General features: G+C 55.9%; 23 protein-coding genes and 1 tRNA gene. 11 read left to right on the top strand and 13 right to left on the bottom strand.

What is annotated here, in order from left to right; genetic code table 11:
* Nucleotides 1-152: 152 nt before the first annotated feature.
* The gene (locus H2Z33_RS02265) at nucleotides 153-1,298 is read left to right on the top strand and encodes a porin (protein WP_017383228.1); all 1,146 of its coding nucleotides are present in this window, start codon (nucleotides 153-155) and stop codon (nucleotides 1,296-1,298) included.
* Between the two features lie 125 nt (nucleotides 1,299-1,423).
* On the opposite strand, the gene mnmH is transcribed toward H2Z33_RS02265, so the two are convergent.
* The 5 genes from mnmH to ppiB form a co-directional block, all read right to left on the bottom strand.
* Nucleotides 1,424-2,494 (bottom strand): tRNA 2-selenouridine(34) synthase MnmH, encoded by a 1,071-nt coding sequence (gene mnmH, locus H2Z33_RS02260; protein WP_063134761.1) that lies wholly within the window; start codon nucleotides 2,492-2,494, stop codon nucleotides 1,424-1,426.
* An 84-nt stretch (nucleotides 2,495-2,578) separates the two neighbouring features.
* Complete coding sequence (purK, locus tag H2Z33_RS02255) at nucleotides 2,579-3,646, bottom strand: 5-(carboxyamino)imidazole ribonucleotide synthase (protein ID WP_063134762.1); 1,068 nt, start codon at nucleotides 3,644-3,646, stop codon at nucleotides 2,579-2,581.
* Nucleotides 3,643-4,152 (bottom strand): 5-(carboxyamino)imidazole ribonucleotide mutase, encoded by a 510-nt coding sequence (gene purE / locus H2Z33_RS02250; RefSeq protein ID WP_006809824.1) that lies wholly within the window; start codon nucleotides 4,150-4,152, stop codon nucleotides 3,643-3,645. Before purE ends, purK begins: the two co-directional genes overlap by 4 nt.
* Nucleotides 4,153-4,271: 119 nt before the next feature.
* Nucleotides 4,272-4,994 (bottom strand): UDP-2,3-diacylglucosamine diphosphatase, encoded by a 723-nt coding sequence (lpxH, locus tag H2Z33_RS02245; RefSeq protein WP_017694382.1) that lies wholly within the window; start codon nucleotides 4,992-4,994, stop codon nucleotides 4,272-4,274.
* Nucleotides 4,995-4,997: 3 nt separating this feature from the next.
* Entirely contained in the window at nucleotides 4,998-5,492 is a 495-nt protein-coding gene (gene ppiB / locus H2Z33_RS02240) for a peptidylprolyl isomerase B (RefSeq protein ID WP_000256009.1), read from the bottom strand.
* 175 nt (nucleotides 5,493-5,667) lie between these two features.
* On the opposite strand from ppiB, the gene cysS reads away from it, so the two are divergent.
* Nucleotides 5,668-7,053: a cysteine--tRNA ligase gene (cysS, locus tag H2Z33_RS02235; RefSeq protein WP_017383232.1), complete on the top strand. Its 1,386-nt coding sequence runs from the start codon at nucleotides 5,668-5,670 to the stop codon at nucleotides 7,051-7,053.
* 87 nt (nucleotides 7,054-7,140) lie between these two features.
* On the opposite strand, the gene H2Z33_RS02230 is transcribed toward cysS, so the two are convergent.
* From H2Z33_RS02230 to folD, 5 genes are all read right to left on the bottom strand, one after another.
* Nucleotides 7,141-7,662, bottom strand: a complete 522-nt coding sequence (locus H2Z33_RS02230) for a metal-dependent hydrolase (protein WP_032647481.1) — start codon at nucleotides 7,660-7,662, stop codon at nucleotides 7,141-7,143.
* A 73-nt stretch (nucleotides 7,663-7,735) separates the two neighbouring features.
* Nucleotides 7,736-8,752 carry a Mal regulon transcriptional regulator MalI gene (gene malI, locus H2Z33_RS02225; RefSeq protein ID WP_023303216.1) on the bottom strand — a complete coding sequence of 339 codons (1,017 nt, stop codon included), beginning with the start codon at nucleotides 8,750-8,752 and terminating at the stop codon, nucleotides 7,736-7,738.
* Between the two features lie 83 nt (nucleotides 8,753-8,835).
* The gene (locus H2Z33_RS02220) at nucleotides 8,836-10,335 is read right to left on the bottom strand and encodes a PTS transporter subunit EIIC (RefSeq protein WP_015571225.1); all 1,500 of its coding nucleotides are present in this window, start codon (nucleotides 10,333-10,335) and stop codon (nucleotides 8,836-8,838) included.
* Between the two features lie 282 nt (nucleotides 10,336-10,617).
* Complete coding sequence (ybcJ, locus tag H2Z33_RS02215) at nucleotides 10,618-10,830, bottom strand: ribosome-associated protein YbcJ (protein WP_017694378.1); 213 nt, start codon at nucleotides 10,828-10,830, stop codon at nucleotides 10,618-10,620.
* Between the two features lie 2 nt (nucleotides 10,831-10,832).
* Complete coding sequence (folD, locus tag H2Z33_RS02210) at nucleotides 10,833-11,699, bottom strand: bifunctional methylenetetrahydrofolate dehydrogenase/methenyltetrahydrofolate cyclohydrolase FolD (protein WP_006809817.1); 867 nt, start codon at nucleotides 11,697-11,699, stop codon at nucleotides 10,833-10,835.
* 310 nt (nucleotides 11,700-12,009) lie between these two features.
* Here folD and fimA point away from each other — a divergent pair, with 310 nt between their 5' ends.
* The 6 genes from fimA (at nucleotide 12,010) to sfmF (ending at nucleotide 18,016) form a co-directional block, all read left to right on the top strand.
* A complete protein-coding gene (fimA, locus tag H2Z33_RS02205) occupies nucleotides 12,010-12,573 on the top strand; it encodes a type 1 fimbrial major subunit FimA (protein ID WP_015571223.1) in 564 nt (187 codons plus the stop codon).
* Nucleotides 12,574-12,642: 69 nt separating this feature from the next.
* Nucleotides 12,643-13,185, top strand: a complete 543-nt coding sequence (gene fimI, locus H2Z33_RS02200) for a type 1 fimbrial protein subunit FimI (RefSeq protein WP_017383235.1) — start codon at nucleotides 12,643-12,645, stop codon at nucleotides 13,183-13,185.
* Between the two features lie 34 nt (nucleotides 13,186-13,219).
* Nucleotides 13,220-13,912 (top strand): type 1 fimbria chaperone FimC, encoded by a 693-nt coding sequence (fimC, locus tag H2Z33_RS02195; RefSeq protein WP_015571222.1) that lies wholly within the window; start codon nucleotides 13,220-13,222, stop codon nucleotides 13,910-13,912.
* 14 nt (nucleotides 13,913-13,926) lie between these two features.
* Nucleotides 13,927-16,485, top strand: coding sequence for a fimbrial biogenesis usher protein (locus H2Z33_RS02190; protein WP_015571221.1), 2,559 nt, complete (start codon nucleotides 13,927-13,929; stop codon nucleotides 16,483-16,485).
* Nucleotides 16,478-17,485 carry a type 1 fimbria D-mannose specific adhesin FimH gene (gene fimH, locus H2Z33_RS02185; protein WP_047063265.1) on the top strand — a complete coding sequence of 336 codons (1,008 nt, stop codon included), beginning with the start codon at nucleotides 16,478-16,480 and terminating at the stop codon, nucleotides 17,483-17,485. Before H2Z33_RS02190 ends, fimH begins: the two co-directional genes overlap by 8 nt.
* A gap of 9 nt (nucleotides 17,486-17,494) precedes the next feature.
* Nucleotides 17,495-18,016 carry a fimbria assembly protein gene (gene sfmF, locus H2Z33_RS02180; RefSeq protein ID WP_048229273.1) on the top strand — a complete coding sequence of 174 codons (522 nt, stop codon included), beginning with the start codon at nucleotides 17,495-17,497 and terminating at the stop codon, nucleotides 18,014-18,016.
* A gap of 50 nt (nucleotides 18,017-18,066) precedes the next feature.
* On the opposite strand, the gene fimZ is transcribed toward sfmF, so the two are convergent.
* From fimZ to H2Z33_RS02165, 3 genes are all read right to left on the bottom strand, one after another.
* Nucleotides 18,067-18,699, bottom strand: coding sequence for a fimbria biosynthesis transcriptional regulator FimZ (gene fimZ / locus H2Z33_RS02175; RefSeq protein ID WP_003858901.1), 633 nt, complete (start codon nucleotides 18,697-18,699; stop codon nucleotides 18,067-18,069).
* Between the two features lie 809 nt (nucleotides 18,700-19,508).
* Complete coding sequence (locus H2Z33_RS02170; RefSeq protein ID WP_017383240.1) at nucleotides 19,509-20,225, bottom strand: helix-turn-helix transcriptional regulator; 717 nt, start codon at nucleotides 20,223-20,225, stop codon at nucleotides 19,509-19,511.
* Nucleotides 20,226-20,249: 24 nt separating this feature from the next.
* Nucleotides 20,250-20,912 (bottom strand): EAL domain-containing protein, encoded by a 663-nt coding sequence (locus H2Z33_RS02165; protein WP_017383241.1) that lies wholly within the window; start codon nucleotides 20,910-20,912, stop codon nucleotides 20,250-20,252.
* Between the two features lie 303 nt (nucleotides 20,913-21,215).
* On the opposite strand from H2Z33_RS02165, the gene H2Z33_RS02160 reads away from it, so the two are divergent.
* The 3 genes from H2Z33_RS02160 (at nucleotide 21,216) to H2Z33_RS02150 (ending at nucleotide 24,177) form a co-directional block, all read left to right on the top strand.
* A tRNA-Arg gene (locus H2Z33_RS02160) sits at nucleotides 21,216-21,292 on the top strand.
* Nucleotides 21,293-21,517: 225 nt separating this feature from the next.
* Nucleotides 21,518-21,793, top strand: coding sequence for a DUF1471 family periplasmic protein YahO (gene yahO / locus H2Z33_RS02155; RefSeq protein WP_015571217.1), 276 nt, complete (start codon nucleotides 21,518-21,520; stop codon nucleotides 21,791-21,793).
* Between the two features lie 200 nt (nucleotides 21,794-21,993).
* Nucleotides 21,994-24,177: a TonB-dependent receptor gene (locus H2Z33_RS02150; protein WP_058689240.1), complete on the top strand. Its 2,184-nt coding sequence runs from the start codon at nucleotides 21,994-21,996 to the stop codon at nucleotides 24,175-24,177.
* The last annotated feature ends 103 nt before the right edge of the window (nucleotides 24,178-24,280 follow it).

Raw genomic sequence — 24,280 nt, 5'->3', positions numbered from 1 at the left:
TTCTGCTGGTGCGTCATCGCTTAACGGCACAAATCGTTAATGCCCCTGCATTTAGTAGCACAAAACATTAAAAACCCGCCCACACAGCCCGAATTTTTCCGGTTAATATTCACCAGCTAAATATTTAGCAGCGTGTCTATCAAGGAAAAAGAATGACTATAAGAAAAACAGCGCTGGCGACAACGATCGGCGCAGCAGTGGCATTGGCTTCTTTCGCATCTCAGGCGGAAATCACCCTTCTGAAACAGGATCCGCAGGCGGGTAACCCGCTGAGCCGCCTGAACTTCACCGTTGGCGGCAGTATTCGTCCTCAGTTCCAGAATATGACCGGTGATGACGGCAAAAACAGCTACAAGCGCAACGGCTTTGACGGCGGCACCCGCTTCCGTTTCGCTGCGGATTACTACCTGTTCGATGACATCAGCTGGATCAGCTACTACGAGCTGGGTGTGAACATTCCGGCGCAGTTCAACTGGGATCATCACTACGCCGACGGCGCGCACGACACCTCTCGTCGTATGCTCTACACCGGTCTGAAGAGCGACACCTGGGGTACGCTGACCTTCGGCCAGCAGAACAGCGTGTACTATGACGTAGTGGGCGCAAAAACCGATATCTGGGACTACGACATGATTGGTCAGGCGCCAGGTAACGGGATCAACGGCGACTATGACGGCTCTTACCGTTCACGCCAGATGCTGAAGTACAAGAAAACCGTGGGCGATGCTGACATCTACGCCTCTTACCTGTTTGAAGACAGCGAATACCTGCCGGGCAACGGCCTGCGTTACAAACGTAAAGGCGGCGGTTCACTGGGTATCGATTATCACCTGACTACCGATCTGACCTGGGGCGCAGCGTGGAACTACACCCGCGCGGACATGCGTAACCCGGACAACGGCGACAGCAAATCCTACGACCAGAACATCCTTGGTACCGCCCTGAGCTGGACGCCGGATAACTGGACCTTCTCCGCAGGCGGCGGCTGGTATCAGAACTTCCTGACCACCAAAAAAGTGTCCGTTAACGACTACTTCGCCGGTGATGCATGGGGTATTGAATACTTTGCGGGTTACAAGTTCCCGGTTGGTCAGTATGCGGTGAAATCCATCCAGCCGTACTTCATGGGCGACCGTATCGAGTACGTGAATGGCCGTAACTACCAGCGCATCGACAACGGCGTGGGTATCAGCTTCCAGCTGGATTACGGTTTCCGCGTGGATTACGAACACGTGTTCACCTCCAGCACCGACAACCTGGGCGACATGAACCTGGTGCGTCTGCGTTACGACTTCTAAGTTGTCATGTAGGGTGCGGCCTGATGCCCTCACCCTGACCCTCTCCCACGGGGAGAGGGAAAAAACATTAAAAACGGCAACCCAGGTTGCCGTTTTGCTTTTACCTCGCCACCCGGCTTTATTTTTCAGCGATCGAGCCACTCAGCAATTTCTTCGTACGTCCCGCGATACACAATCTTCTCCGCCTTTTTCTCCAGCTGGTAGCCGTACATCGGGTCGTAATAGTCCTTCAGCAGCGGCACAAGCCAGCTGAAGTGCGCGTCAGTGCTGCCAGTACGCTGTTGCTCGACAAGCGCGGCATCCAGCAGGGCGGTAAATTCCGCGAAGCGTTGCAGCCCCAGACGGCGACGAATGGCGTACAGGCCGTGATGCAGATATTCGCTGTATGCTTTCCAGCCCGCTTCTTCACCGTAGGCGGCAGAAAAGTCGGCCCACATGTGGACGAAATACTCTTCGCGCAGGCGCTCAAGACGGATCTCAAACGGATCCTCGACCACCACGACAGGCGCTTCAGCCATGCGGTCGCGCAGGCATTCCGGCAGGTGGTTAGAGCCAATCATCCGGCCTTCATCTTCCAGCACCCAGCGCGCGGCGTCTTTTTTTAGCAGTTTGACGGCAAGGTGATTTTCAAAGCTCGCCTGAGAAAGCTGCGGGGTGAGCGTGCGACCAAATGACGAGCCGCGATGGTGCGCCAGCCCTTCCAAATCGATGCCCTGCGCATGCTGCTTAACCAGCAGCGTTTTACCGTTACCGGTACAGCCGCCGATAAGCACCATCGGCTTTTGTGACTGCTCAATGGTCACCTGAATCGCCGTCTGACGCAGGGCCTTATAGCCGCCGCGGATCAGCGGGTAGTCGATGCCCGCCTCTTTCAGCCAGGCCTGGGAGATGTGTGAGCGCTGGCCACCGCGCGCGCAGCAAAGGTAGCCCTCAGGATGGGCAAGGCTGGCTTCCCGCCAGGCGCTGATGCGCGCCTCGCGCGTCTCGCCGTTGACCAGGCTATGGCCGAGCGCCAGCGCGGCGTCCGGACCCTGGCGTTTATAGCAGGTGCCGACGGCGGCACGCTCGTCGTCGTTCATTAAGGGCAGGTTGAGTGCGGCGGGCATCGCACCCTGGGCAAATTCGATCGGCGCGCGAACGTCGATTAAAGGGGTATCGGACGCGAGGATCGCGCGATAGTCCGTTCCATCGTTCATGGTGGTTCCAGAAGAAAACTGAGCAGCAATGGGCGGGGATTGTACGCCGGGGAAGGGGAAGGTCAACTCCCCGGCGAGGGATACTTACTTCAGTTTTGACTGCGCCCAGACAATACCGCTCGCATATTCTGGCGGCAGCAGGGGAACAATCGCTTCCAGCGTGGCGCTCAGGCGGTCCGTGTCGGTATCGTTCAGGTTCAGATGGCCGACCTTACGCCCCGGACGCACCTCTTTGTCGTACCAGTGCAGGTGCAACAGCGGCAGCTTCAGCCAGTTGTAGTTCAGATCGGTGCCGATCAGGTTGATCATCACCGACGGGCTGGTCACCACCGGCTGCGGCAGCGGCAGATCGGTGATGGCGCGCAGGTGCAGCTCGAACTGGCTGATGGAGGCGCCGTTTTGCGTCCAGTGGCCGCTGTTGTGCACGCGCGGCGCAAGTTCGTTGATCAGCAGACCCGACGGCGTGACGAAACACTCCATAGCCATCACGCCCACATAGCCCAGCTCATGCATAATGGCAGAGAGCATCTCTTCCGCCTGCGCCTGCTGGTCAGCATTGGCCTGCGGGAAGGCGACGCTGGTGCGCAGAATCCCGTCCTGATGCAGGTTATGCGTTAGCGGGTAAAAAACGGTGTGCCCGTCATGCCCGCGCGCGCCAACCAGCGACACTTCACCGCTAAAGTTAATGCCCTGCTCAACAATGCACTCGCCGTAGCAGTCGTCCGGCAGCTCGGCGGTGTTGTTCGCGCGCAGGCGCCACTGCCCGCGGCCGTCGTAGCCGCCGACGCGACGCTTCACAATCGCCAGGTCTCCCAGCATCGCAAACACGTCATCCCACTCGCGCTTATCGGAAAGCAGCTGCCACGGCGCGGTCGCGAGGCCGAGCTTGTCGAAAAGCTGTTTTTGCGTGAGACGGTCGGCAATGATCGGGAAGACGTCGCGGTTCACAAAGGCGTTATGGCGCGCCAGCTCGCGGGTCAGGGCGGTTTCCGGCCAGCGTTCAATTTCGGCGGTGATCACGCTCTGATGGAACGGCACGGCTTCCGGCTCGGCATCCAGCCCGACGGGCCAGACGGCAATACCCAGCGGCTCACCGGCCTGACGTAGCATCCGGCCAAGCTGACCATTACCAAGAACGCAAACCTGCTTCATGCTGCACCCCGCGGATCCGGGTTATCCAGCACCTCATCGGTCTGGGCTTTACGCCACTCCGCCAGACGCTGGTGCAAATCTTTATCATGCGTCGCCAGGATCTGCGCGGCCAGCAGGGCGGCATTTGCCGCACCTGCTTTACCAATCGCCAGGGTACCGACAGGAATACCGCGCGGCATCTGGACGATAGAGTAAAGGCTATCCACCCCGCTTAACGCGGCGCTTTGCACGGGAACACCCAGTACCGGCACCAGCGTTTTGGCGGCAATCATGCCCGGCAGATGTGCTGCGCCGCCCGCACCGGCAATGATCACCTCGTAACCGTTCTCTTCGGCGCTTTCGGCGAAGCTGAACAGTTTATCCGGCGTACGGTGCGCGGAAACCACTTCGACGTGGTGCGGAACATTCAGGATTTCAAAGATTTCGGCGGCGAACTGCATGGTAGCCCAGTCGCTTTTGGACCCCATCACGATGGCGACACGCGCCGGATTATTGCGGGAAGACATGCGTCTTAAAACTCCTGTGGTGCGGAACACACTGCTTTCGAGGGCACAGAGAATAGCATGTAATACCGGCAAGGAAAACGGTTGCGTGGTCGGGAAATGAGCGAAAAGACGGGGAGGCGTTAAAACGGGAAGGCGATCAGTTCGACACCTTCCGGCGTAACTTTGACCATCGATCCTTCGCTGTGCCAGGCGCCTAAAACCACGCGATGGGCGGGCTCGCCGTTGGCGATAAGGGAATGCACATCGGGACGATGGGTATGGCCGTGGATCAGCCACTGAACGCGATGCTTCTCCATCACCTTCACCACCGCCTGCGGATTGACGTCCATGATGGTCATCGATTTGCTGCTGTTGGCGGCCTTGCTGCCCGCGCGCATTCTGGCGGCGATGCGGTTGCGGATAAACAGCGGCAGGGCGAGGAACACTTTCTGGATCCACGGGGTGTGAACTTTGGCGCGAAACGCCAGGTAGCCGGTATCGTCAGTGCAGAGCGTGTCGCCGTGCATGATCAGAATATTGCGGCCATAGAGGTTGAGCACCTGCTCTTCCGGCAGCAGCGTCATACCGCTCTCGCGGGCGTAGCGCTGGCCGATCAGGAAATCACGGTTGCCGTGAATGAAATAGCAGGGGACGCCGGAATCCACCAGCACTTTAATGGCCGCAGCTATCTCACGGTGCAGCGGGTTCGGATCGTCGTCGCCTATCCAGGCCTCAAACAGGTCGCCCAGAATGTACAGCGCGTCGGCGCTTTTCGCTTCACCGCGTAAAAAACGCAGAAAACCGGCGGTTATCGCCGGTTCTTCTGTTTGCAGATGCAGATCCGCAATAAAGAGTGTCGCCACGAATTACTCGCTGACGGTCACGCTTGTGATCACAACGTCTTCTTTAGGAACGTCCTGGTGCATACCGCTGCGGCCAGTAGAAACGGCTTTGATCTTGTCGACCACGTCCATCCCTTCAACCACTTCTGCGAATACGCAGTAGCCCCAGCCTTGCAGACTTTCGCCAGAGAAGTTCAGGAAGTCGTTGTCCGCTACGTTGATGAAGAACTGTGCGGTCGCAGAGTGTGGCGCCTGAGTACGGGCCATTGCCAGCGTACCACGGGTGTTTTTCAGGCCGTTGTTCGCTTCGTTTTTGATCGCTTCTTTCGTCTCTTTCTGGCGCATGCCAGGCTCGAAACCGCCGCCCTGGATCATAAAGCCGTTGATCACACGGTGGAAAATAGTGTTGTTGTAGAAACCTTCGCGGCAGTAGTCCAGGAAGTTTTTAACTGTTTCAGGCGCTTTGTCATCAAAGGTTTTGATTACGATATCGCCATGATTAGTGTGGAAAGTAACCATTTTTGCATCCTGTTCCGTTATTGTGGTGCGTCGACCCGTGCTCGGGTCACATATAGGGGCTTGTTATAGCATAACCACAGGACACGATCACCTTGCATTGTGTGCTGACCGTACTCCGAATTATGGGTATTATAAGGAACAAACAATCCACACACGTGTTTACATGGAATCTCCGATGTTAAAAATCTTTAATACAATGACGCGCCAAAAAGAGGAATTTAAACCTATCCATGCCGGGGAAGTCGGCATGTACGTGTGTGGTATTACGGTTTACGATCTCTGTCATATCGGCCATGGCCGTACCTTTGTCGCGTTTGACGTGGTGTCTCGCTACCTGCGCTTCCTGGGCTATAACCTGAAGTACGTGCGCAACATCACCGACATCGACGACAAAATCATTAAACGTGCTAATGAAAATGGCGAAAGCTTTGTCGCGCTGGTGGATCGCATGATCGCCGAAATGCACAAGGATTTTGATGCCTTAAATATTCTGCGCCCGGACAGCGAGCCGCGTGCGACCCACCATATCCATGAAATCATTGATATCACCCAAAAGCTGATCGAGCGCGGTCACGCCTATGTGGCGGACAACGGCGACGTGATGTTCTCGGTGCCGACGGACCCAACCTACGGTGCGCTTTCCCGCCAGGATCTGGACCAGCTCCAGGCCGGTGCGCGCGTGGACGTGGTTGACGTGAAGCGTAATCCGATGGACTTCGTGCTGTGGAAGATGTCCAAAGCGGGCGAACCGAGCTGGCCATCCCCGTGGGGCGAAGGGCGTCCGGGCTGGCACATTGAATGTTCCGCGATGAACTGCAAGCAGCTGGGCAACCATTTCGACATCCATGGCGGCGGTTCGGATCTGATGTTCCCGCACCATGAAAACGAAATCGCGCAGTCCACCTGTGCACACGGCGGCGAGTACGTGAACTACTGGATGCACTCCGGGATGGTAATGGTTGACCGCGAGAAGATGTCGAAATCGCTGGGTAACTTCTTCACCGTGCGCGACGTGCTGAAGTATTACGACGCGGAAACCGTGCGCTACTTCCTGATGTCTGGCCACTATCGCAGCCAGCTGAACTACAGCGAAGAGAACCTGAAGCAGGCTCGCGCTGCGCTGGAGCGTCTGTATACCGCCTTGCGCGGCACCGATAAATCTGTTCCGGCCGCAGGCGGTGAGGCGTTCGAGGCCCGCTTCGTTGAGGTCATGAACGACGACTTCAACACCCCGGAAGCCTACTCCGTGCTGTTCGACATGGCGCGTGAGGTGAACCGCCTGAAGTCAGAAGATATGGCGGCGGCCAATGCGCTGGCGTCTCATCTGCGTAAGCTCTCTTCCGTGCTCGGCCTGCTGGAGCAGGAGCCGGACCTGTTCCTGCAAAGCGGCGCGCAGGCGGACGACGGTGAAGTGGCGGAAATTGAAGCACTGATCAAAGCACGTCTCGAAGCGCGTCAGGCGAAAGACTGGGCGGCGGCGGATGCGGCGCGTAACCGTCTGACCGAGATGGGTATTATTCTGGAAGATGGCCCGCAGGGAACCACCTGGCGTCGTAAGTAGGTCCGTAACGCCCGGTGGCGCTAACGCTTACCGGGCCTACAGGTGAAAGTAGGCCGGGTAAGGCGTAGCCGCCACCCGGCTTTTCTTTTACCTCCGCCTCCACCACAGCAACCCCATCAGCACCATCCCCGGCAGCCACACCCACAGCAGTTCTGAAATGATTACCTGATGCCCGTACGGCGTGGTGTAGCGTGACAGCGCAAACGGCGCGACCTTGATCACCTGCCACGGCGCAAAGAAGCGTTCATCAGACCATGGCCACAGCCAGCCGACGCCTTTCCCGCCTGTCGTTATTGAATCCAGCAGGCTGTGCGACAGCAATGACACGGTTAAAAACAGCCAGCAGCGCGTCAGGCTGGCCCTGAACCAACGTCGGCCTGCCAGCACGCAGAGTATCGGCACCACCAGGGCAAACAGTAGCGAATGAGTGAAACCGCGGTGGCCGAAAATATTCCCGTAGGCGACACCGAATTTAAACGCCAGTACGTCGGCATCGGGCAGCATGGCGAGGACGATCCCGGCAAACAGCAGGCGGGGTGGGATGACTTTGGTTCCGAGCCCTAAGCCCAGACACAGAGGTACGGCAGCGTGGGTGATAATGGTAGGCATTGCATTTATCCATGGCAAATCATGGGAATATAGCAGCAGATCCGCCGCAGCAAACCTGTGCTAAATTCTGATTTTACGCCGATTCCCGCGCGATAAGCTGCCCGGAGAGGGTAATGCGCTGCGTTTGCAGATCCGGCTCTTTCAGCCTGCGGATCATCAGCCCTGCCGCCTGGCGGCCGGTCTCTTCGCTGGCAGACGAAACGTAAGTCAGTGACGGCGACGTGAGATTAACGTGGAGCATATCTTCAAAACCAATCAGCGCCACCTGCTGGGTTAAAAACACGTCTTTACCCACCGTGCGCCCCACCTGGTGAATACCTGAGATTGAACCGATCATCGCGTCCGGTGAATGGCAGAGCAGGGCGGTAATCGTGTTGTTCTTCTCCAGCAACTGACGAGTCGCCATGGCCGCCGCCTGCGTGTCATCGGTGCAGGCGGGAGAATATTCCTCACGCCAGACCAGGCCGCTCTGCGTCATCGCGCTGCGAAAACCAAGCAGGCGCTGCTCGCGGATACGGCACCCGTCGCGCCCGCCAATGTAGGCGATGTTACGGTGCCCGCGCTCGATAAGATAACGCGCGGCCAGGTTCGCCGCCTGGCGGTTATCGCGCATCACCAGGTTGCATTTCTCTTCCAGCAACGACTGCGAAACCGCCACAAGCGGCAGCGGGCAGTGACGAATGTGTTCCGGAAGAGAGGCGGCGCGGGTGTCCGACGCCAGGTAGATGACGCCCGCCACGCCCTGCTGCTTAAATGAGAGCAGGGTACGCTCAAGATGTTCGCCGTCGTTCAGCGGCTGACCGAGAAATACCATATAACCCTGTTTCTCCAGCTCCTGAACGATGCTCGCCATCACCTTGATGGAAAAGCTGTCGCTGAAGTCGCGCAGGATCAGGCCGATTAAGTTGGAGGTGTTGGCGCGAAGATTGGCAGCGGCGACGTTATGAACATAGCCCAGCGTTGTGATGGCGGCATTGACCTTCCCGATCGTCGCCTCTGAGATCTTCCCTTTCTGGCGCAGCACCAGCGAAACGGTAGAAACCGACACGCCCGCATGCTTTGCGACATCAATGATGCTGACTTTCTTCAAAACCGCTCCCTGAAATTTCCCGATTATCAGCCAGATAAGAGGCGTCCCCCAGCGTACAGGAGACGCCTCCTTCAGGCATCTTATTATTTGCCAATCATCGTGGACATGGTCTGGGCGATAAACTGTGCTCTGGCCCCGAAAATCACCTGTATTCCGTTATCGCCAACGAACACCACGCCGCGCGCGCCAAGCCCGTTCAGCCCGTCCCGGTCCACCGCTTCGCTCTTCGCCACTTCCAGACGCAGACGTGTGATGCAGGAGCCGACGGAATCAATGTTCTGCGCACCGCCCAGCAGGCCGATGATTTCGGTGGCAAGTTCGGAATCGGACTTGTCATTCGCGCTGGCGGTCACTTCGGTGCGGCCCGGCGTCTTCACGTCGAAGCGACGGATCACGAAGCGGAAGGTGAAGTAGTAGATCAATGCCATCGGAATGCCGATGATAATGGCGCTCAGGAAGTTGGTCTGATAGCCGTTAAACGACGGCAGGATCCCGAACGACAGGTAGTCGATAAAGCCCGCCGAGAACGACTTGGCGATGTGCGCATGCAGCAGGTACATGGTCATGTACGCCAGGCCCGCCATGATGGCGTTGAAGACGTAAAGGATCGGCGCCACGAAGATAAAGGTGAACTCTACCGGCTCGGTGATGCCCGTCAGGAAGCAGGTGAGGGCCGCAGAGAACAGAATACCGGCCGCGATTTTCTTATTCTTCGTGTGCGCTTCGTGGTACATCGCCAGACACGCCGCGGGCAGTGCGAACAGCATCAGCGGGAACTCGCCCTGCATGAATTTCCCGGCGTTCTGGTAGGTGTCGCTGCTGAAGGATTTCACTCCCTCTTCCAGCATCTTGAACCAGATGGTCTGGTCACCGTGGATCACCTGGCCCGCCTGGGTAGTGTAATCCCCGAAGGAATACCAGAAGGAGGGATACCAGATATGGTGCAGGCCGAGCGGGATCAACGCGCGCTCCACCAGCCCGAAGATAAAGGTCGAGGCCGCCTGGTTATCACCGTTCACCACCACGGACAGGGCGTCGATCCCGGATTGAATATGCTGCCAGACGTACGGCAGCAGCAGGCCGAGCAGGAACGACAGAAACGCCGTCGCAATCGCCACAAAGCGCTTGCCGGAGAAGAAGCCGAGGAACTCCGGCAACTGCATGGTGTGGAAGCGGTTGTAACACCAGGCCGCAAGAATACCGCAGATCAGGCCGCCAAAGACGCCCATCTGCAACGTCGGAATGCCAACGACCATGGCGTATTTGCCGCCCTGAGAGGCCATTTCCGGCGTGATGCTCAGCACGGTGCTGATGGTGATGTTGGTGACAAACACGGAGACCGCCGCAGAGAGTGCGGCAATGCCGGATTCCGAAGCCAGTCCGACGGCAGAGCCGATGGCGAACAGCATCGGCAGGTTATCAAAGATAACCCCGCCGGCGTTCATCATCAGCGGCAGATGGAACTTATCGCCGAAGGCCAGCAGCAGGCCCGCAGCGGGAAGCAGTGAAATTGGCAGCATTAAGGCGCGACCAATCATCGATAACTTAGACAGCGATTTAACAAACCCTGTTATCAGGCTCATGCTGATTTCCCCCGAGTAGCGCTTTTTTCACGCTGTTATTGTAAGTAGAACGTTTTAGTAGAACGTTCTACTTATCGTGGGGAAAGTCTGAAAACCGCGCAACTTAATTTTCACATTTCGCCAGAGGGAATAGTGATTATTTGAAGTTGATCGATAATTAACCGTGATGGGTGTGAGGGGATTGTGAGAGAAATTGCCGGGTGGCGGCTTCGCCTTACCCGGCCTACAAACGGAGACAGTACGTAGGCCCGGTAAGCGCAGCGCCACCGGGCATCAGACAGCTCAGGCCGTCACGGTCACGCTTTGTCCTGCGAAGCTCACGGTCTGACCCGCGACAATTTTGCAGCGCTTGCGGGTTTCCACCGCGCCGTCTACTTTTACCTGCCCGTCGGCGATGACGATCTTCGCCTGCGCGCCGCTTTCGCTCCAGCCTTCCAGCTTCAGCAGATCGCACAGCTCAACGTGCGGGTGTTTACCCAAAGAAAAAGTTGCCATGATTACGCGTCCTCTACGTCGTGATACTCCTCGCACGCCTGCAAGGTATTCTGAATCAGTGTTGCTACCGTCATCGGGCCTACGCCGCCCGGGACCGGAGTGATATAGGATGCGCGCGCTGCGGCATCTTCATACACCACGTCGCCGACCACTTTGCCGTTTTCCAGACGGTTAATACCCACGTCCACGACGATTGCGCCCTCTTTGATCCACTCGCCCGGAATAAAGCCCGGCTTGCCGACCGCAACGATCAGCAGATCGGCGTTTTCGACGTGGTGACGCAGGTTTTTAGTGAAGCGGTGGGTAACGGTGGTGGTACAGCCCGCCAGCAGCAGCTCCATGCTCATCGGGCGGCCCACGATGTTGGAGGCGCCAATCACCACGGCGTTGAGGCCATAGGTATCGATGTTATAACGCTCCAGCAGCGTCACGATGCCGCGCGGGGTGCACGGACGCAGGCGCGGCGCGCGCTGGCACAGTCGGCCTACGTTATACGGATGGAAACCGTCAACGTCTTTGTCCGGCGCGATGCGCTCCAGCACCTTCACGTTGTCAATGCCCGCAGGCAGCGGCAGCTGAACCAGGATGCCGTCGATCTCTTTATCGGCATTCAGGGTGTCGATCAGTTCCAGCAGTTCCGCTTCGCTGGTGGTTTCCGGCAGATCGTAAGAGCGGGAGACGAACCCCACCTCTTCACACGCTTTGCGTTTGCTGCCGACATAAATTTGCGAAGCCGGGTTGCTGCCAACCAGCACAACGGCCAGCCCGGGGGCGCGAAATCCGGCGGCTTTACGCGCCTTCACTTTTTCCGCAACCTCAGAGCGCACCTGCTGCGCAATCGTTTTACCGTCAATAATCTTTGCTGCCATCAGAGAGAAGATTCCGTCTGTAACGTTAGAAAGGAGGGATTGCCTGTATTTTGTCAGAAGCGAGCGCCGCTGTCAGTCACCCTTTACGAGATTTCATCGATGTCCCGCAAAATCCCTTCTCAGGGCATGGTCAATTTCTTAGAGGTGATTAGGATGTGACCTGGCAAAATGGCAGCGTTTTGACATATTACAAAATAAATTCCTGAGCTACTTTGTCCTCTCCGAAATAAGCCTTCAATTTTTTAATTGATCGTATTTCTTATTCCCGAATATGCGCGGGAAGGGTTATTTACATTTTAAAGGAATAGACATGAAACTCAGCAACATTGCTTCTACTGTTATTGCAACTCTGGCCCTGGTCGCGGGTGCCGCTCACGCAGAAGATACTACCACGCCTGTATCTGTAAACGGTGGTACGGTGCATTTTAAAGGTGAATTAGTGAATGCCGCGTGTTCAGTGAATACTGACTCTTCAGAGCAGACGGTTAATCTTGGCCAGTACCGTACCGCGAAATTCACTAAAGTAGGTGACACCACCTCCAATATTCCGTTCACCATCGAACTGAACGACTGCGATCCTGCGGTAGCGAAAACCGCTGCTGTCGCGTTTACCGGCCAGATCGACGCCACCGACAAAACGCTGCTGGCGGTAAGCTCCGGTAACAACGACAACTCCGCGAAGGGCGTAGGTATTGAGATCCTCGACAGCAAATCCTCCACGCTGACCCCGGACGGCGCCACCTTCTCTGCGGCGCAGAACCTGATTGAAGGGACTAACACCCTGAACTTCACCGCGCGCTATAAAGCCACGGCGGCGACCACCGAGCCAGGCCAGGCAAACGCGGACGCAACATTCGTAATGAAATACGAGTAATGCCTGAGTACAGGGATGTGGCTGGCCTCAGGGAAGAGGTCTTTTGATCGCCTATACCGGGAGCGAAGGATGACAAGGACTGGGATACTGCTGTGTGCCCTTGCGATTGCCTCAGCGGTAAACGCACATACCGTGGTCATAGACGGCGGCAAAGTACACCTCAGGGGAGAGCTGGTTAACGGCGGCTGCGCCGTGGCCCCGGACAGCCAGAATATGCGCGTGGATATGGGGCAATACCGCACAAACGCCTTTTCCGGCGTCGGCAGCTTTTCCACGGTTAATGTGCCTTTCACCGTACGTCTGCTGGATTGCAGCGTGGACGTCTCCCGCACCGTGGGGATCCAGTTCCAGGGAGTGACACCGGCAGAAGACCCGCAGGTTTTCCTGGCGACATCGCGGCCGGGGGAAAATGCGGTCAGCAGTGGTGTCGGGCTGGCGCTTTTTGACGAACAGCAACGTCAGATCATCCCGAACGCGACGGCGGTGAGCTGGTTACCCATTGACACCCGCGAGCTGGTATTTCATTTCAGCGCCCGCTACCGGGCAATTTCCGAACACCTTGTACCAGGCACTATTCAGTCGAATGTCTGGTTTACGTTGATTTATCCCTGACGCCTGCGAACTAATTATTAAAGGTACGGTTGTGATGAACACCCTGATTAAACCTGGACTGTTTTTAGCTTTTATTTTGATGATGGTTTCTGCCAGCGCGAATGCGTCCGGCGGAATTGCGCTGGGCGCGACGCGCGTTATTTATCCGGCCGATGCCAAACAAACGTCGCTGGCGATCACCAACAGCAATAAACAAGAGCGCTATTTAATTAACGCGTGGATAGAAAATGCCAACGGGCAAAAGGAAAAAACCTTTGCCGTCACGCCGCCGCTGTTTGTCAGCGAGCCGGCCAGCGAAAACACCCTGCGCATTATCTACGCAGGCCCGGCGCTGCCTGCCGATCGCGAATCGCTCTTTTACATGAACGTCAAAGCGATTCCCTCCGTCAGCAAAAAACATCAGGACGGCAACAACGTCCTGCAACTGGCTATTCTGTCACGTATCAAGCTGTTTGTTCGCCCGGCTAACCTGGCGATGCCGCCGGAAGAGGCGCTCTCACAGCTGCGCTTTGAGCGCGTCGGCAACCATCTTAAGGTGAGCAATGCCTCGCCGTATTACGTCACGCTGGTCAATCTGAAGCTCGGAGGTCAGACGCTGGATAACCTGATGGTTGCTCCTAAAAGCTCGGCGCAGCAGGTGCTGCCTGCCGCTGCGAGCGGCACGCTCTCCTGGCAGAGTGTGAATGACTATGGCGCCATTACGCCGGCGCGTAGCGTCAGCCTGTGAGCAGAGACAGGGCGATGAACACTCAATGGCGTTACTGCCCGGTTGCGCTGGCACTGATGGCAACGCTCTGGCCACTCGCTGGCTGGGGCGAAAGCTACTTTAACCCGGCGTTTCTCTCCGATGACACGGCGAACGTGGCGGATTTGTCGCGTTTTGAAAAAGGCCACCAGCAGGCACCGGGCGTCTATCGCGTCGATATCTGGCGTAACGATGAGTTTATCGGCACGCAGGACGTGCGGTTTGAGCAAGCTGACAACACGCCGCCGGTCGCGGGCGGTTTGTCGCCGTGCATTACGCGCGCGATGCTCGATCGCTTTGGCGTCAATATCGCCGCCTTCCCGGAACTGAGCAACGTGCAGGGCGATACCTGCGTTCCGCTCACCACGGCTATTCCGGGCAGCGAAACGGCGTTCAACTTCGCCTCGTTGCGCCTGAACGTCAGCCTGCCTCAGGTGGCGATGCAAAACAGCGCCCGCGGGTATATTCCGCCTGAACAGTGGGATGAAGGCATCCCCGCCGCGCTGCTGAACTACAGCTTTACCGGCAACCGGGGCAGCGACGACGACAGCTACTATCTGAACCTGCAAAGCGGGTTGAACTATGGCGCCTGGCGATTACGCAATAACGGCGCGTGGCGTTATACCGAAAGCAACGGACAGCGGCACAGCAGCTGGCAAAATATTGGTACCTGGGCGCAGCGTACGATCATCCCGCTGAAAAGCGAGCTGGTGCTTGGCGACAGCAACACCGGTAACGATGTCTTCGACAGCGTTGGTTTTCGCGGTGGTCGCCTCTATTCGTCCGACAGTATGTACCCGGACAGCCTGCAAGGTTACGCACCTACCGTGCGCGGAATCGCCCGCACCCCTGCCAAAGTGGTGATCCGCCAGAACGGATACGTGATTTACCAGAGCTATGTGCAGCCGGGGGCTTTTGCGATAACTGATCTTAACCCGACCTCCTCAAGCGGTGACCTGGAGGTGACGGTGGAAGAGAAGGACGGCAGCCAGCAGCGCTACACCGTCCCGTATTCCACCGTTCCGCTGCTCCAGCGTGAAGGACGCTGGAAATACGATCTGGTGGCAGGGGACTATCGCAGCGGCAACAGCGAGCAGGACACGCCGTTCTTTACTCAGGGTACGATGATTGCGGGTCTTGCCGACGGCTACACGCTATACGGCGGAACGCAGCTGGCCTCGCGCTATACCGCCATCGCCATTGGCGCGGGTAAAAACCTCGGTGACTGGGGGGCGGTTTCACTTGATCTCACCCATGCCCGCAGCCAGCTTGCCGATGACAGCCGCCATGAAGGGCAGTCCCTGCGGTTCCTGTACGCAAAATCCCTTAACGGATTCGGCACCAACTTCCAGCTGCTGGGCTATCGCTACTCGACCAAAGGCTTCTACACCCTCGACGATGTGGCCTGGCGCACAATGGAAGGCTACCAGTATGGCGACGATCAGGACGATGACGGCGTGCCGGACGTGCAGAGCTATCACAACCTGACGCTGAATAAAAAAGGGCGTTTCCAGCTCAATATCTCCCAGTCTCTCGGCGATTATGGCTCGGTGTACGTGTCGGGCAGCCAGCAGAGTTACTGGGGCACCAGCGAATCCAACGTCTGGTATCAGCTTGGCTACGCGGGCGGGGTGAAAGGGGTCAGCTACGCCTTATCCTGGTCGTGGAACAAGGCCGTCGGCATTGACGGAACCGACCGGATCGCCTCGTTCAACGTCTCCGTCCCGTTCAGCCTGTTCACCCGTCACGGCTACCGTCGCGATAACGCGATCGACCGGGCCTATGCCACGGCCTCAGCCAGCCGCAACAGCGACGGTGATACCAGCTGGCAGACCGGGATCAGCGGAACGCTGCTCCAGGATCGTAACCTGAACTACAGCGTCACGCAGGGTCACACCAGCAATAACGGTGCCAGCGGCAGCGCCAGCGCTAACTGGCAGGCAACGTACGGCACGCTGGGCGTGGGCTACAACTACGCCCGGGATCAGCACGACCTCAACTGGCAGCTCTCCGGCGGCGTGGTAGGGCATTCAGACGGCATCACATTCAGTCAGCCGCTGGGCGATACCAACGTCTTGATCAAAGCGCCGGGCGCGTCAGGCGTGAGCGTCGAAAACCAGACCGGCGTCAAAACAGACTGGCGTGGCTATGCGGTGATGCCGTACGCCACGGTGTACCGTTACAACCGCGTGGCGCTCGACACCAACACTATGAGCAACAACACCGACATTGAAAATAACGTTTCCAGCGTCGTGCCGACGAACGGTGCGCTGGTGCGCGCCAGTTTTGACACCCGCATCGGCGTGCGTGCGCTGCTCACCGTGAAGCGTGATAACCAGCCTGTACCGTTTGGGGCGGTGGTGCGTGAGACGCAGAGCGGCGTAACCAGCATGGTGGGAGATGACGGTCAGATTTACCTGAGCGGGCTGCCGCTGAGCGGAGAACTGCTGATTCAGTGGGGAGACGGGAAACAGTCCCAGTGTCGTGCGCCCTACAGCCTGCCAGAACAAAGCCTGCAACAGGCGATCACACTTAAGGGGATCCGCTGTGAATAAAATCCATTATCTGGGGCTATCCCTGCTGGCGTTTTTTCCGCTATCTGAGGCCTTCGCCACGGTCTGCGTCAATGAAAATGGCGTGCCGACGGAGGTGTATTACGACCTGACGGATAAATTTAACAGCTCCAATAACCAGGTGGGGCAGATTGTCACGCTCAGCGAGAAGTCCCAGTGGGTGGGCGTCAACGCCGTCTGCCCTAAGGGAACGTCCGGGAACACCACCAAGCGCAGCTATGTTACCGATTTCCCTGTTACGGGCACCAGCGATGGCTACCAGTATCTGAAGCTAAACGACTATCTGGACGGGGCGATGAAAATCACCGACAGCTACGCTGGCACGTTTTATCCGCCCAAAAGCTACATCCAGATGGGGAGCCACCCGAATGTGTCTAAAAACAAACCGTTTGGCGTACAGGATTCCAGCCTCGTCTTCCGGCTTAAAGTGACCCGACGCTTTATCAATATGGTGGTGATCCCCCGGGCGACCATGTTCCGGGTTTACGTCACCACGACCTCCTCGGATCCACTCACCACGCCGGTTTATACCATCAGCTACAGCGGGACCATTCAGGTGCCTCAGAGCTGTGAAATTAATGCCGGGAATGTGGTGGAGTTCGATTTCGGAGACATCGGCGCCTCCCTGTTCAGTAAAGCAGGCATCGGGAATAAGCCGGAGGGGATCTCAGCGCAAAGCAAAACCATCGGCATCAAATGCACCAACGTCGAGGCGAACGCCATGCTCACGATGCGTGTTGAGGCGGAGAAGGTTTCAGGCAGTGCGCTGGTTTCCGATAACGCGGATGTGGGTTTTGTGATTGCCAACAGTAATGGCGTGCCGCTGACGCCCAACAACCTGACCAGCAAAATCCCGTTCCGTCTGGACGACAGCGCTCAGGCGCAGGTGGGGATCCGCGCGTGGCCCGTCAGCGTAACCGGTAAAAAACCTGCCGAGGGGCGTTTTACCTCTCGCGGCTATTTACGCGTCGACTACGACTAAGGAGCAGGTATGCGAAACGGAATGCGGTATTTAGCCGTCGCGCTCTTTGCGCTTTGCTCCCCTGCATACGCAGAGACGGCGCTTGGGGAAATTAACATTCAGCTCTACGGCAATATCGTGGATTTTACCTGCGTGGCGGAGGGGGACGACAGCAATAAAACCGTCACGCTCGGCACCTGGCCCACGAAACAGCTTCGCACAACGGGGAGCCGGACGCAGCCTGTACCGTTCACCCTGAAGCTGACCGGATGTCCGCCGGGGGCGGCTTCGGTCACATTTACGGGGAAGATGGACGGGCATGATAATAGCCTGCTGGCGCTGAATGATGCCAGCGCGGCCAGCAACGTGGCCGTGGAGATCCTCGACCGGGATAAAACGCGCCTCGCGTTGCAGCAGACCAGCCAGACGGTGGCGGTAGATGCGCAGGGAAATGCCGAACTGTCGTTTTATGCCAATTATATCGCCACGGCGGATAACCCGCAGCCGGGACGGGCTGACGCCGATGCAACTTTCATGATTAATTATAATTAATCGTATCCACTCTCCCTGTAACGGTTATATGTTGCAGGGAGAGGGTAGGATTATAGTAATTCGTGTGCTTTCGCGTAATCAATTAATTCAACGATACTTTGCACGCCCAGCTTGGAAAAGATATTAGACTTATGGGCGCTAATTGTTTTGTTGCTAAGTAATAATTGATCCGCAATCTCCTTATTAGATAATCCGTTCGCCAGATATCGCAGAACCGTCACTTCACGATTTGATAATGGCATATCCACAGCGGCGCCCGTCCGCGAGCCCAGATGGTTTATAAAACTCAATGTTTCTGAGGGGAAGAAGGAATAGCCCGTCAGGATCATTTCCACCGCGTTATAAATTTCCCCCAGATCTTTTCGCTTACTGACAAAACCATTTGCCCCGGCGCGGATGGCGCGTCCTGCGTAGAAGGCTTCAGATTTCGAAGAGAGGAAAAGAACCTTAATGTCTTTATTTAAGTTCCTGATTCTTTTCAGTAATACGAACCCATCCGTGCCCGTCATTTCAATATCGAGAATGACCAGGTCAATGGGGTGGTTGCGTATACAGTCAAGCACCTCGTGGCTGTCGCCTGACTTCAGTTTGACCTGGATGTTTTTATTTTTCTGTAGCAGGACTTCTATCGACATTCTGACGATAGGGTGTTCGTCCATAATGATAACGGATGCCGGTTTCATTTTTTATGCCTCAGATTGTTAAAAGCGTTATGCTGAGTTTTGTTAAAACTCTCGAAAAGCCGGAAGGATAATTGCGCAGATCCTTGTACGGTAAATGTCCCTGGGAAGAGCGAAAGCATCCTTGTTTACGTAGTGGTGATATCAATGCCTCAGCGCAGTTATCTCATAAGGCTGGTTATGGCAAAATGATTTTTCTTATTCGCGTGTCAAACACGTCTTATTATACCGTTTAAGTATTGTCCGAAAAGCCTGTAAATTAATATCCATATATTGCTGATTATTATGTTCTGGATCTGAATCACTAACTTTTTAAAATTAGCAAAAATGTCCTGATATTGCATTTACCACACACTTTCATCTTTATGTAATAACAAAAAATAAACGATTTTACTGTATGTTAAATGAATGTTAACAGCGGGCAGGCTGTGACAACCAACATCCCGCCTGCCTGCCATCCCTGAAATCCGCCATTTCGTGCGTCATCTCTCCGTTTCAAACGCCTCCTGGCAAATTGCCGTTCCCAACAACAGAACAGTACTATCTGCTGTTTTCTTCACCTCTCATCGCATTCTTTTACAGGTGAATCGCTTGTTTTTACACCATTATCATCCTGTTAACTGAAGCGCCAGAACCTTAACGCATGGATAAAATCACTCTCGTTGAGCTTACCGGCAGCATTTCGCATGGTTTAAGACCTGGAATTAGGAATAGTTATAAAATCGAAAGTTTTGTTAAAAAACACAAAAATTTAACATACATCCTAAGTAATTTCCTAAAGGTCTTTAGGAATTAAGAAGTTACTGAATACGCTAATACGTGAAATCTGAGAGGTTGTTGAGAAGATGTAGCAACTCATGACGATGATTCAGCCCAAGTTTCGCCAGGATGCAGCTGAGACGGTAAATAATGCGGCTGTAGGGGCGGTTCTGTAACTGCGCGATCTGCCGCAAGGAGCTCCCCTGCGACAGCGCCTGTAAGATCGGCCATTCATCCCGTGAAAACCACTCTTTGCGGTTGCCGGCGGGTGACGGTGCTTCCAGCAAGGTTTGTTGCATAGCCAGCGCCGTTAGCTGGCGTTCAAGCACATGAAAAGGGCCAGCCGCTTTACAAAACAGGCGAGCATCATAATCATCGGCGCGGACGAGCAGGTAGGGTGTCAGGTAGGGGGCGAACAGGCTGTGGCGGCGTAATCGGTCCAGCAGGTCGATGAGCGGCGAGGCGCGGCTCTCAATGTCTATTACCAGACGCGATGAAGGCCAGTGATTTAAATCACTGAGGGCGGCTTCCAGCGTGGAATAGTCGCAGCAATTGCTCAGGGGCGACTGCCCGCTCAGTAAACCGGAACGGAAAAAATTATCCTGTGTGACCAGAATGATAAAGGGAGCATCGGTTTTGCGGGTCTGGTTGATTGACTGGCTCAAATATTCGAGACGATCAAAAAATGGGAGAGCAAAAGGCGAGTGCGTAGAACCCAGTGAATCACTTCCTGTCCGACGACGCCGGTAACGGCGCACTGTCATTCGCATAGCTTCCCTCTTGGCGATGACCGTTCAGTCCTCCTGCCATCTCCAGGATGGCCAATAATATCCCTGACCGAAGCGCGCGCCAGCATGAAGCGCGCAAGTACGGTCCCGTTCTGTTTCAATGCCTTCAATAAGCACATTCGCAGCGATTTTTGAACAAAGGGTGACCAGCTGTGTCAGCGCCTGCGTTTCACGTAAACGCCAGAAAGCGATCTTATCGATTTTTATTCCGCTTAATGGCAGGCGGCAGGATAAAAATGCTTGTCCTGACGCTTCATCAATATCATCCAGCCAGATCCGGTGTCCTCGCGCGGTCAACTGCTGAAGCGCACAACTCACCCTCAGACGCGCCGGGTCTGAGAGTGTAAAGAACGAGGCAGGCTCCACGAGTTCAATGTTCAGCGGTGGGCTGTTAAGTTGCAGTAAACGCTGGAACATTTCCGGTATGGTCAGAACGGTTATCGGCAAATTTATGAAAAGGTTGTCACAGGGGAAGGGGTTTTTTAACGCGGCGATCTGTGCTTCCAGCAGCATAAGCGCCCGGGCGGCGGACCAGTCCTGGAAAAAGCTTTCGTTTTGCTGATGCGGCGACAGCACGCTGAGCACTTCGGCCCCCACCGTGCGCGAAGATGAGAGGGCGACAATGGGTTCAAGCTTAATGCCTGTAATATCGTGTGAGATGTGCTGCACGCACGAGGGAAAACCTGTCTGGTCTGGCGCTGTCACTCCGTCGTCCTGTTCACTTCCAGCCTCCAGGCGGCCGGGTTACCGCTGGACAGTGTGAAGGTGAAGTAAACAGGAAAACAGCAGGCGTTACTTAAAAGCGGCTAAGCCTTTTCGCAGCCCGTAAAAGAGGGATAAATGTTGAAAAAACAGCCGTATTTACAATCAGCTAGTCATTATCGCCAGAGAAGGCGGAAAAGGCATTGACTCACTACGCATTGACCGTATAATTCCAGGCGTTTCACCACCGCGAAGTACACTCTTCTCCGTGCGCCCTTAGCTCAGTTGGATAGAGCAACGGCCTTCTAAGCCGTAGGTCGTAGGTTCGAATCCTACAGGGCGTGCCATTAAATTTCACAGATTGCCGCCTGCGCGACGTCCTGCTGATTTTCTCCATGAAATACCCCTCGCGAAAGTAGCGTTAACGCACATTTTTCACAGCACAATTGACTGTTATAACAGTATTTTTCTTACCCTATGGCAATTTTGCTATTCCTCTACCATGCTCATATCACCTCACTCTTACTCGTGGGGCTTTTCGTAGTTGCTGATTAATCTCAAGGAAAAAGGTTATGAAAAAAACGACTGCTATTTTGATGGGCGCTGCATTTCTGTTTACCACCAATACCTTTGCGGCTGAACTGCTGACGAAAAACGAGTTTGAGAAAGTGGAATCACAGTATGAAAAAATCGGTACGGTTAGCACTTCCAATGAAGTCTCGGTAGACGACGCGAAAAAAGAGCTGATCGAGAAAGCCGATAAAGAAGGTGCTGATGTTCTGGTGCTGACTTCCGGCAACACCAACAACAAAATTCACGGTACCGCCGATATTTTCAAGAAAAAATAATGCCTTAGCAACCACCCCTGTTTCGGGGTGGTTGCGCGCCATACCTCCCGCCAGCCTTGTTTCTTGTCTCTTCTCGCTCAGAGATGTCCGTTGACACTTGATTACGCATTCATAATGCGTATAGTTCTCATTTGCATTTCTTTTAATAACTTTTAAGGCCCGACAACGGGTCATTTTTGCGCGCACGTTAAGAGCTCATTATGAACAACACCACAATGCACAAAACGCTGCTGGCGATTGCCATCGGCGCGGTTACACACTCCGCTTTTGCGGCGGATGAGAAAAAAGAGGACACCATCGTGGTCCAGTCCACGGCGGGGAGTGATTTCAAACCCGGTGGTGACCAGCTGCTTCCGGCCTTCCTCGACGGCCAGGTGGCGAACGGCGGGCGCATGGGTATGCTCGGTCAGCAGAACGCCATGGACGTGCCGTTCAACATCATCAGCTACACCTCGAAGCTGGTGGAAGATCAGCAGGCAAAAACCATTGCTGACGTGGTTGCCAACGACGCGGGCGTACAATTTGTTCAGGGTTACGGCAACAGCGCGGAAACCTTCCGCATTCGCGGCCTGAAGTTTGACGGCGACGATATGACCTTTGGCGGATTGTCCGGGGTGCTGCCGCGTCAGGTGGTGGATGCCCAGATGGTCGACCGTATCGAGATCTTCAAAGGGGCCAACTCCCTGATGAACGGCGCCGCAAGCTCCGGCGTGGGCGGGATGATCAACCTTGAGCCTAAACACGCGGGCGACACCCCGCAGGCGAAAGTGGGCGTTGACTACACCTCGGATTCCCAGATTGGCACCACGCTGGATGCGGGTCGTCGCTTTGGCGATAACGACCAGTTTGGCGCGCGCGTGAACCTCGTGCATCGCGAAGGGGAAACCGGCGTGCCGAACGACCGCCGCCGCACCACGCTGCTCTCCACCGGCCTGGATTACAAAGGCGACCGCTTCCGCACCTCGCTGGACCTGGGCTACCAGAAAAAAACCTTCCACGGCAGCCCAACCAGCGTCAACATCTCGGCGGTGGACTTTGTGCCTGAGCCGCCGAAGAACGATCGCAACTTCTCGCAGAAGTGGGCCTACAGCGATATCGAAAACGAGTTCGGGATGTGGCGCAGCGAGTATGACATCACCGATAGCTGGACGGCATATACCGGTCTCGGCGCGCAGCACGCGCACGAAGAAGGGATCTACAGCGCGCCGAAGCTCCTCGATAAGAGCGGTAATGCGACGGTCAGCCGCCTTGATACCAACCGCATCAGCGATTCCGTCAGCGGCATGGCGGGCATTCGCGGTAACTTTGACACCGGTTTTGTCTCGCACAAGGTCAACGTCGGGTATTCAGCGATGACCAAAAACGAAAAAATCGCGTGGAAAATGTCGGCGGCGGCAGATAACCCGACCACCAACATCTATCACAACACCGGCGTTGATATGCCGGACAGCACTAACTTCAACGGCTTAGGCGGGAAATACAGCGATCCGCTGACCAGCGGGCGCACCCGTACCCAGGGCTGGCTGCTGAGCGATACGCTGGGCGTACTGGACGACAAGCTGCTGTTCACCGCAGGCGCACGTCATCAGAAAGTTGTCATCCGCGGGTACAACAAAATCACCGGCGCGGAAAACGACGCGGACGGTTTCGACGGCAGCCGCTGGATGCCAACCTACGGCGTAGTCTATAAACCGTGGGAGGAAATTTCCCTCTACGCCAACCACACCGAGGCGTTACAGCCCGGTGAAACTGCGCCTCGCTCAGCAAACAACTACGGCCAGAGCACCGGTATCGTGCACTCTAAGCAGAACGAAGTGGGCGTAAAGGCGGACTTTGGCCGCGTGGGCGGCTCCCTGGCGCTGTTTGAGATCAAAATGCCGTCGGCGATCCTTGACGACAGCGGTCACTACGGCCTGGATGCAGAACAGCGTAACCGCGGCGTGGAGCTGAACGTCTTCGGCGAGCCAATGCTTGGGATGCGCCTGAATGCCAGCGCCACCTGGTTGCAGGCCGAGCTGACCAAAACCAAAAACGGCGTCAATCAGGGCAACGATGCGATCGGTATTCCGAGCTTCTACGCCGTGCTGGGCGCAGAGTACGATATCAAGCCGATTGAAGGCCTGACGGCGACCGCACGCGTTAACCACTCCGGCACGCAGTATGCCGATCTTGCGAACACCAAAAAGCTGGACAGCTACACCACGCTGGATCTGGGCATGCGCTATCGCTTCGCGGTGAACCACAATGAAAACCAGATGACCGTGCGGGCAGGCATCGACAACGTGACCAACGAGAACTACTGGTCAAGCGTGGACGATTCCGGTACTTACATCACTCAGGGCGAGCCGCGTACCTTTAAGGTCTCGGTTGGCTACGAGTTCTAAGCGTTCCACCTCGTTATCCGGGGCAGGGACGCCCCAATCCCTTCGTTGTCGTGTTATAAAATTGTAATAAAAGCTTCTTACACTGGTCGCCACATCCTTACCT

Origin of the sequence: Enterobacter sp. YSU (assembly GCF_016082135.1) — a bacterium.
Taxonomy (GTDB): domain Bacteria; phylum Pseudomonadota; class Gammaproteobacteria; order Enterobacterales; family Enterobacteriaceae; genus Enterobacter; species Enterobacter hormaechei_C.
This window is presented reverse-complemented; position numbering and strand designations above follow the sequence as displayed.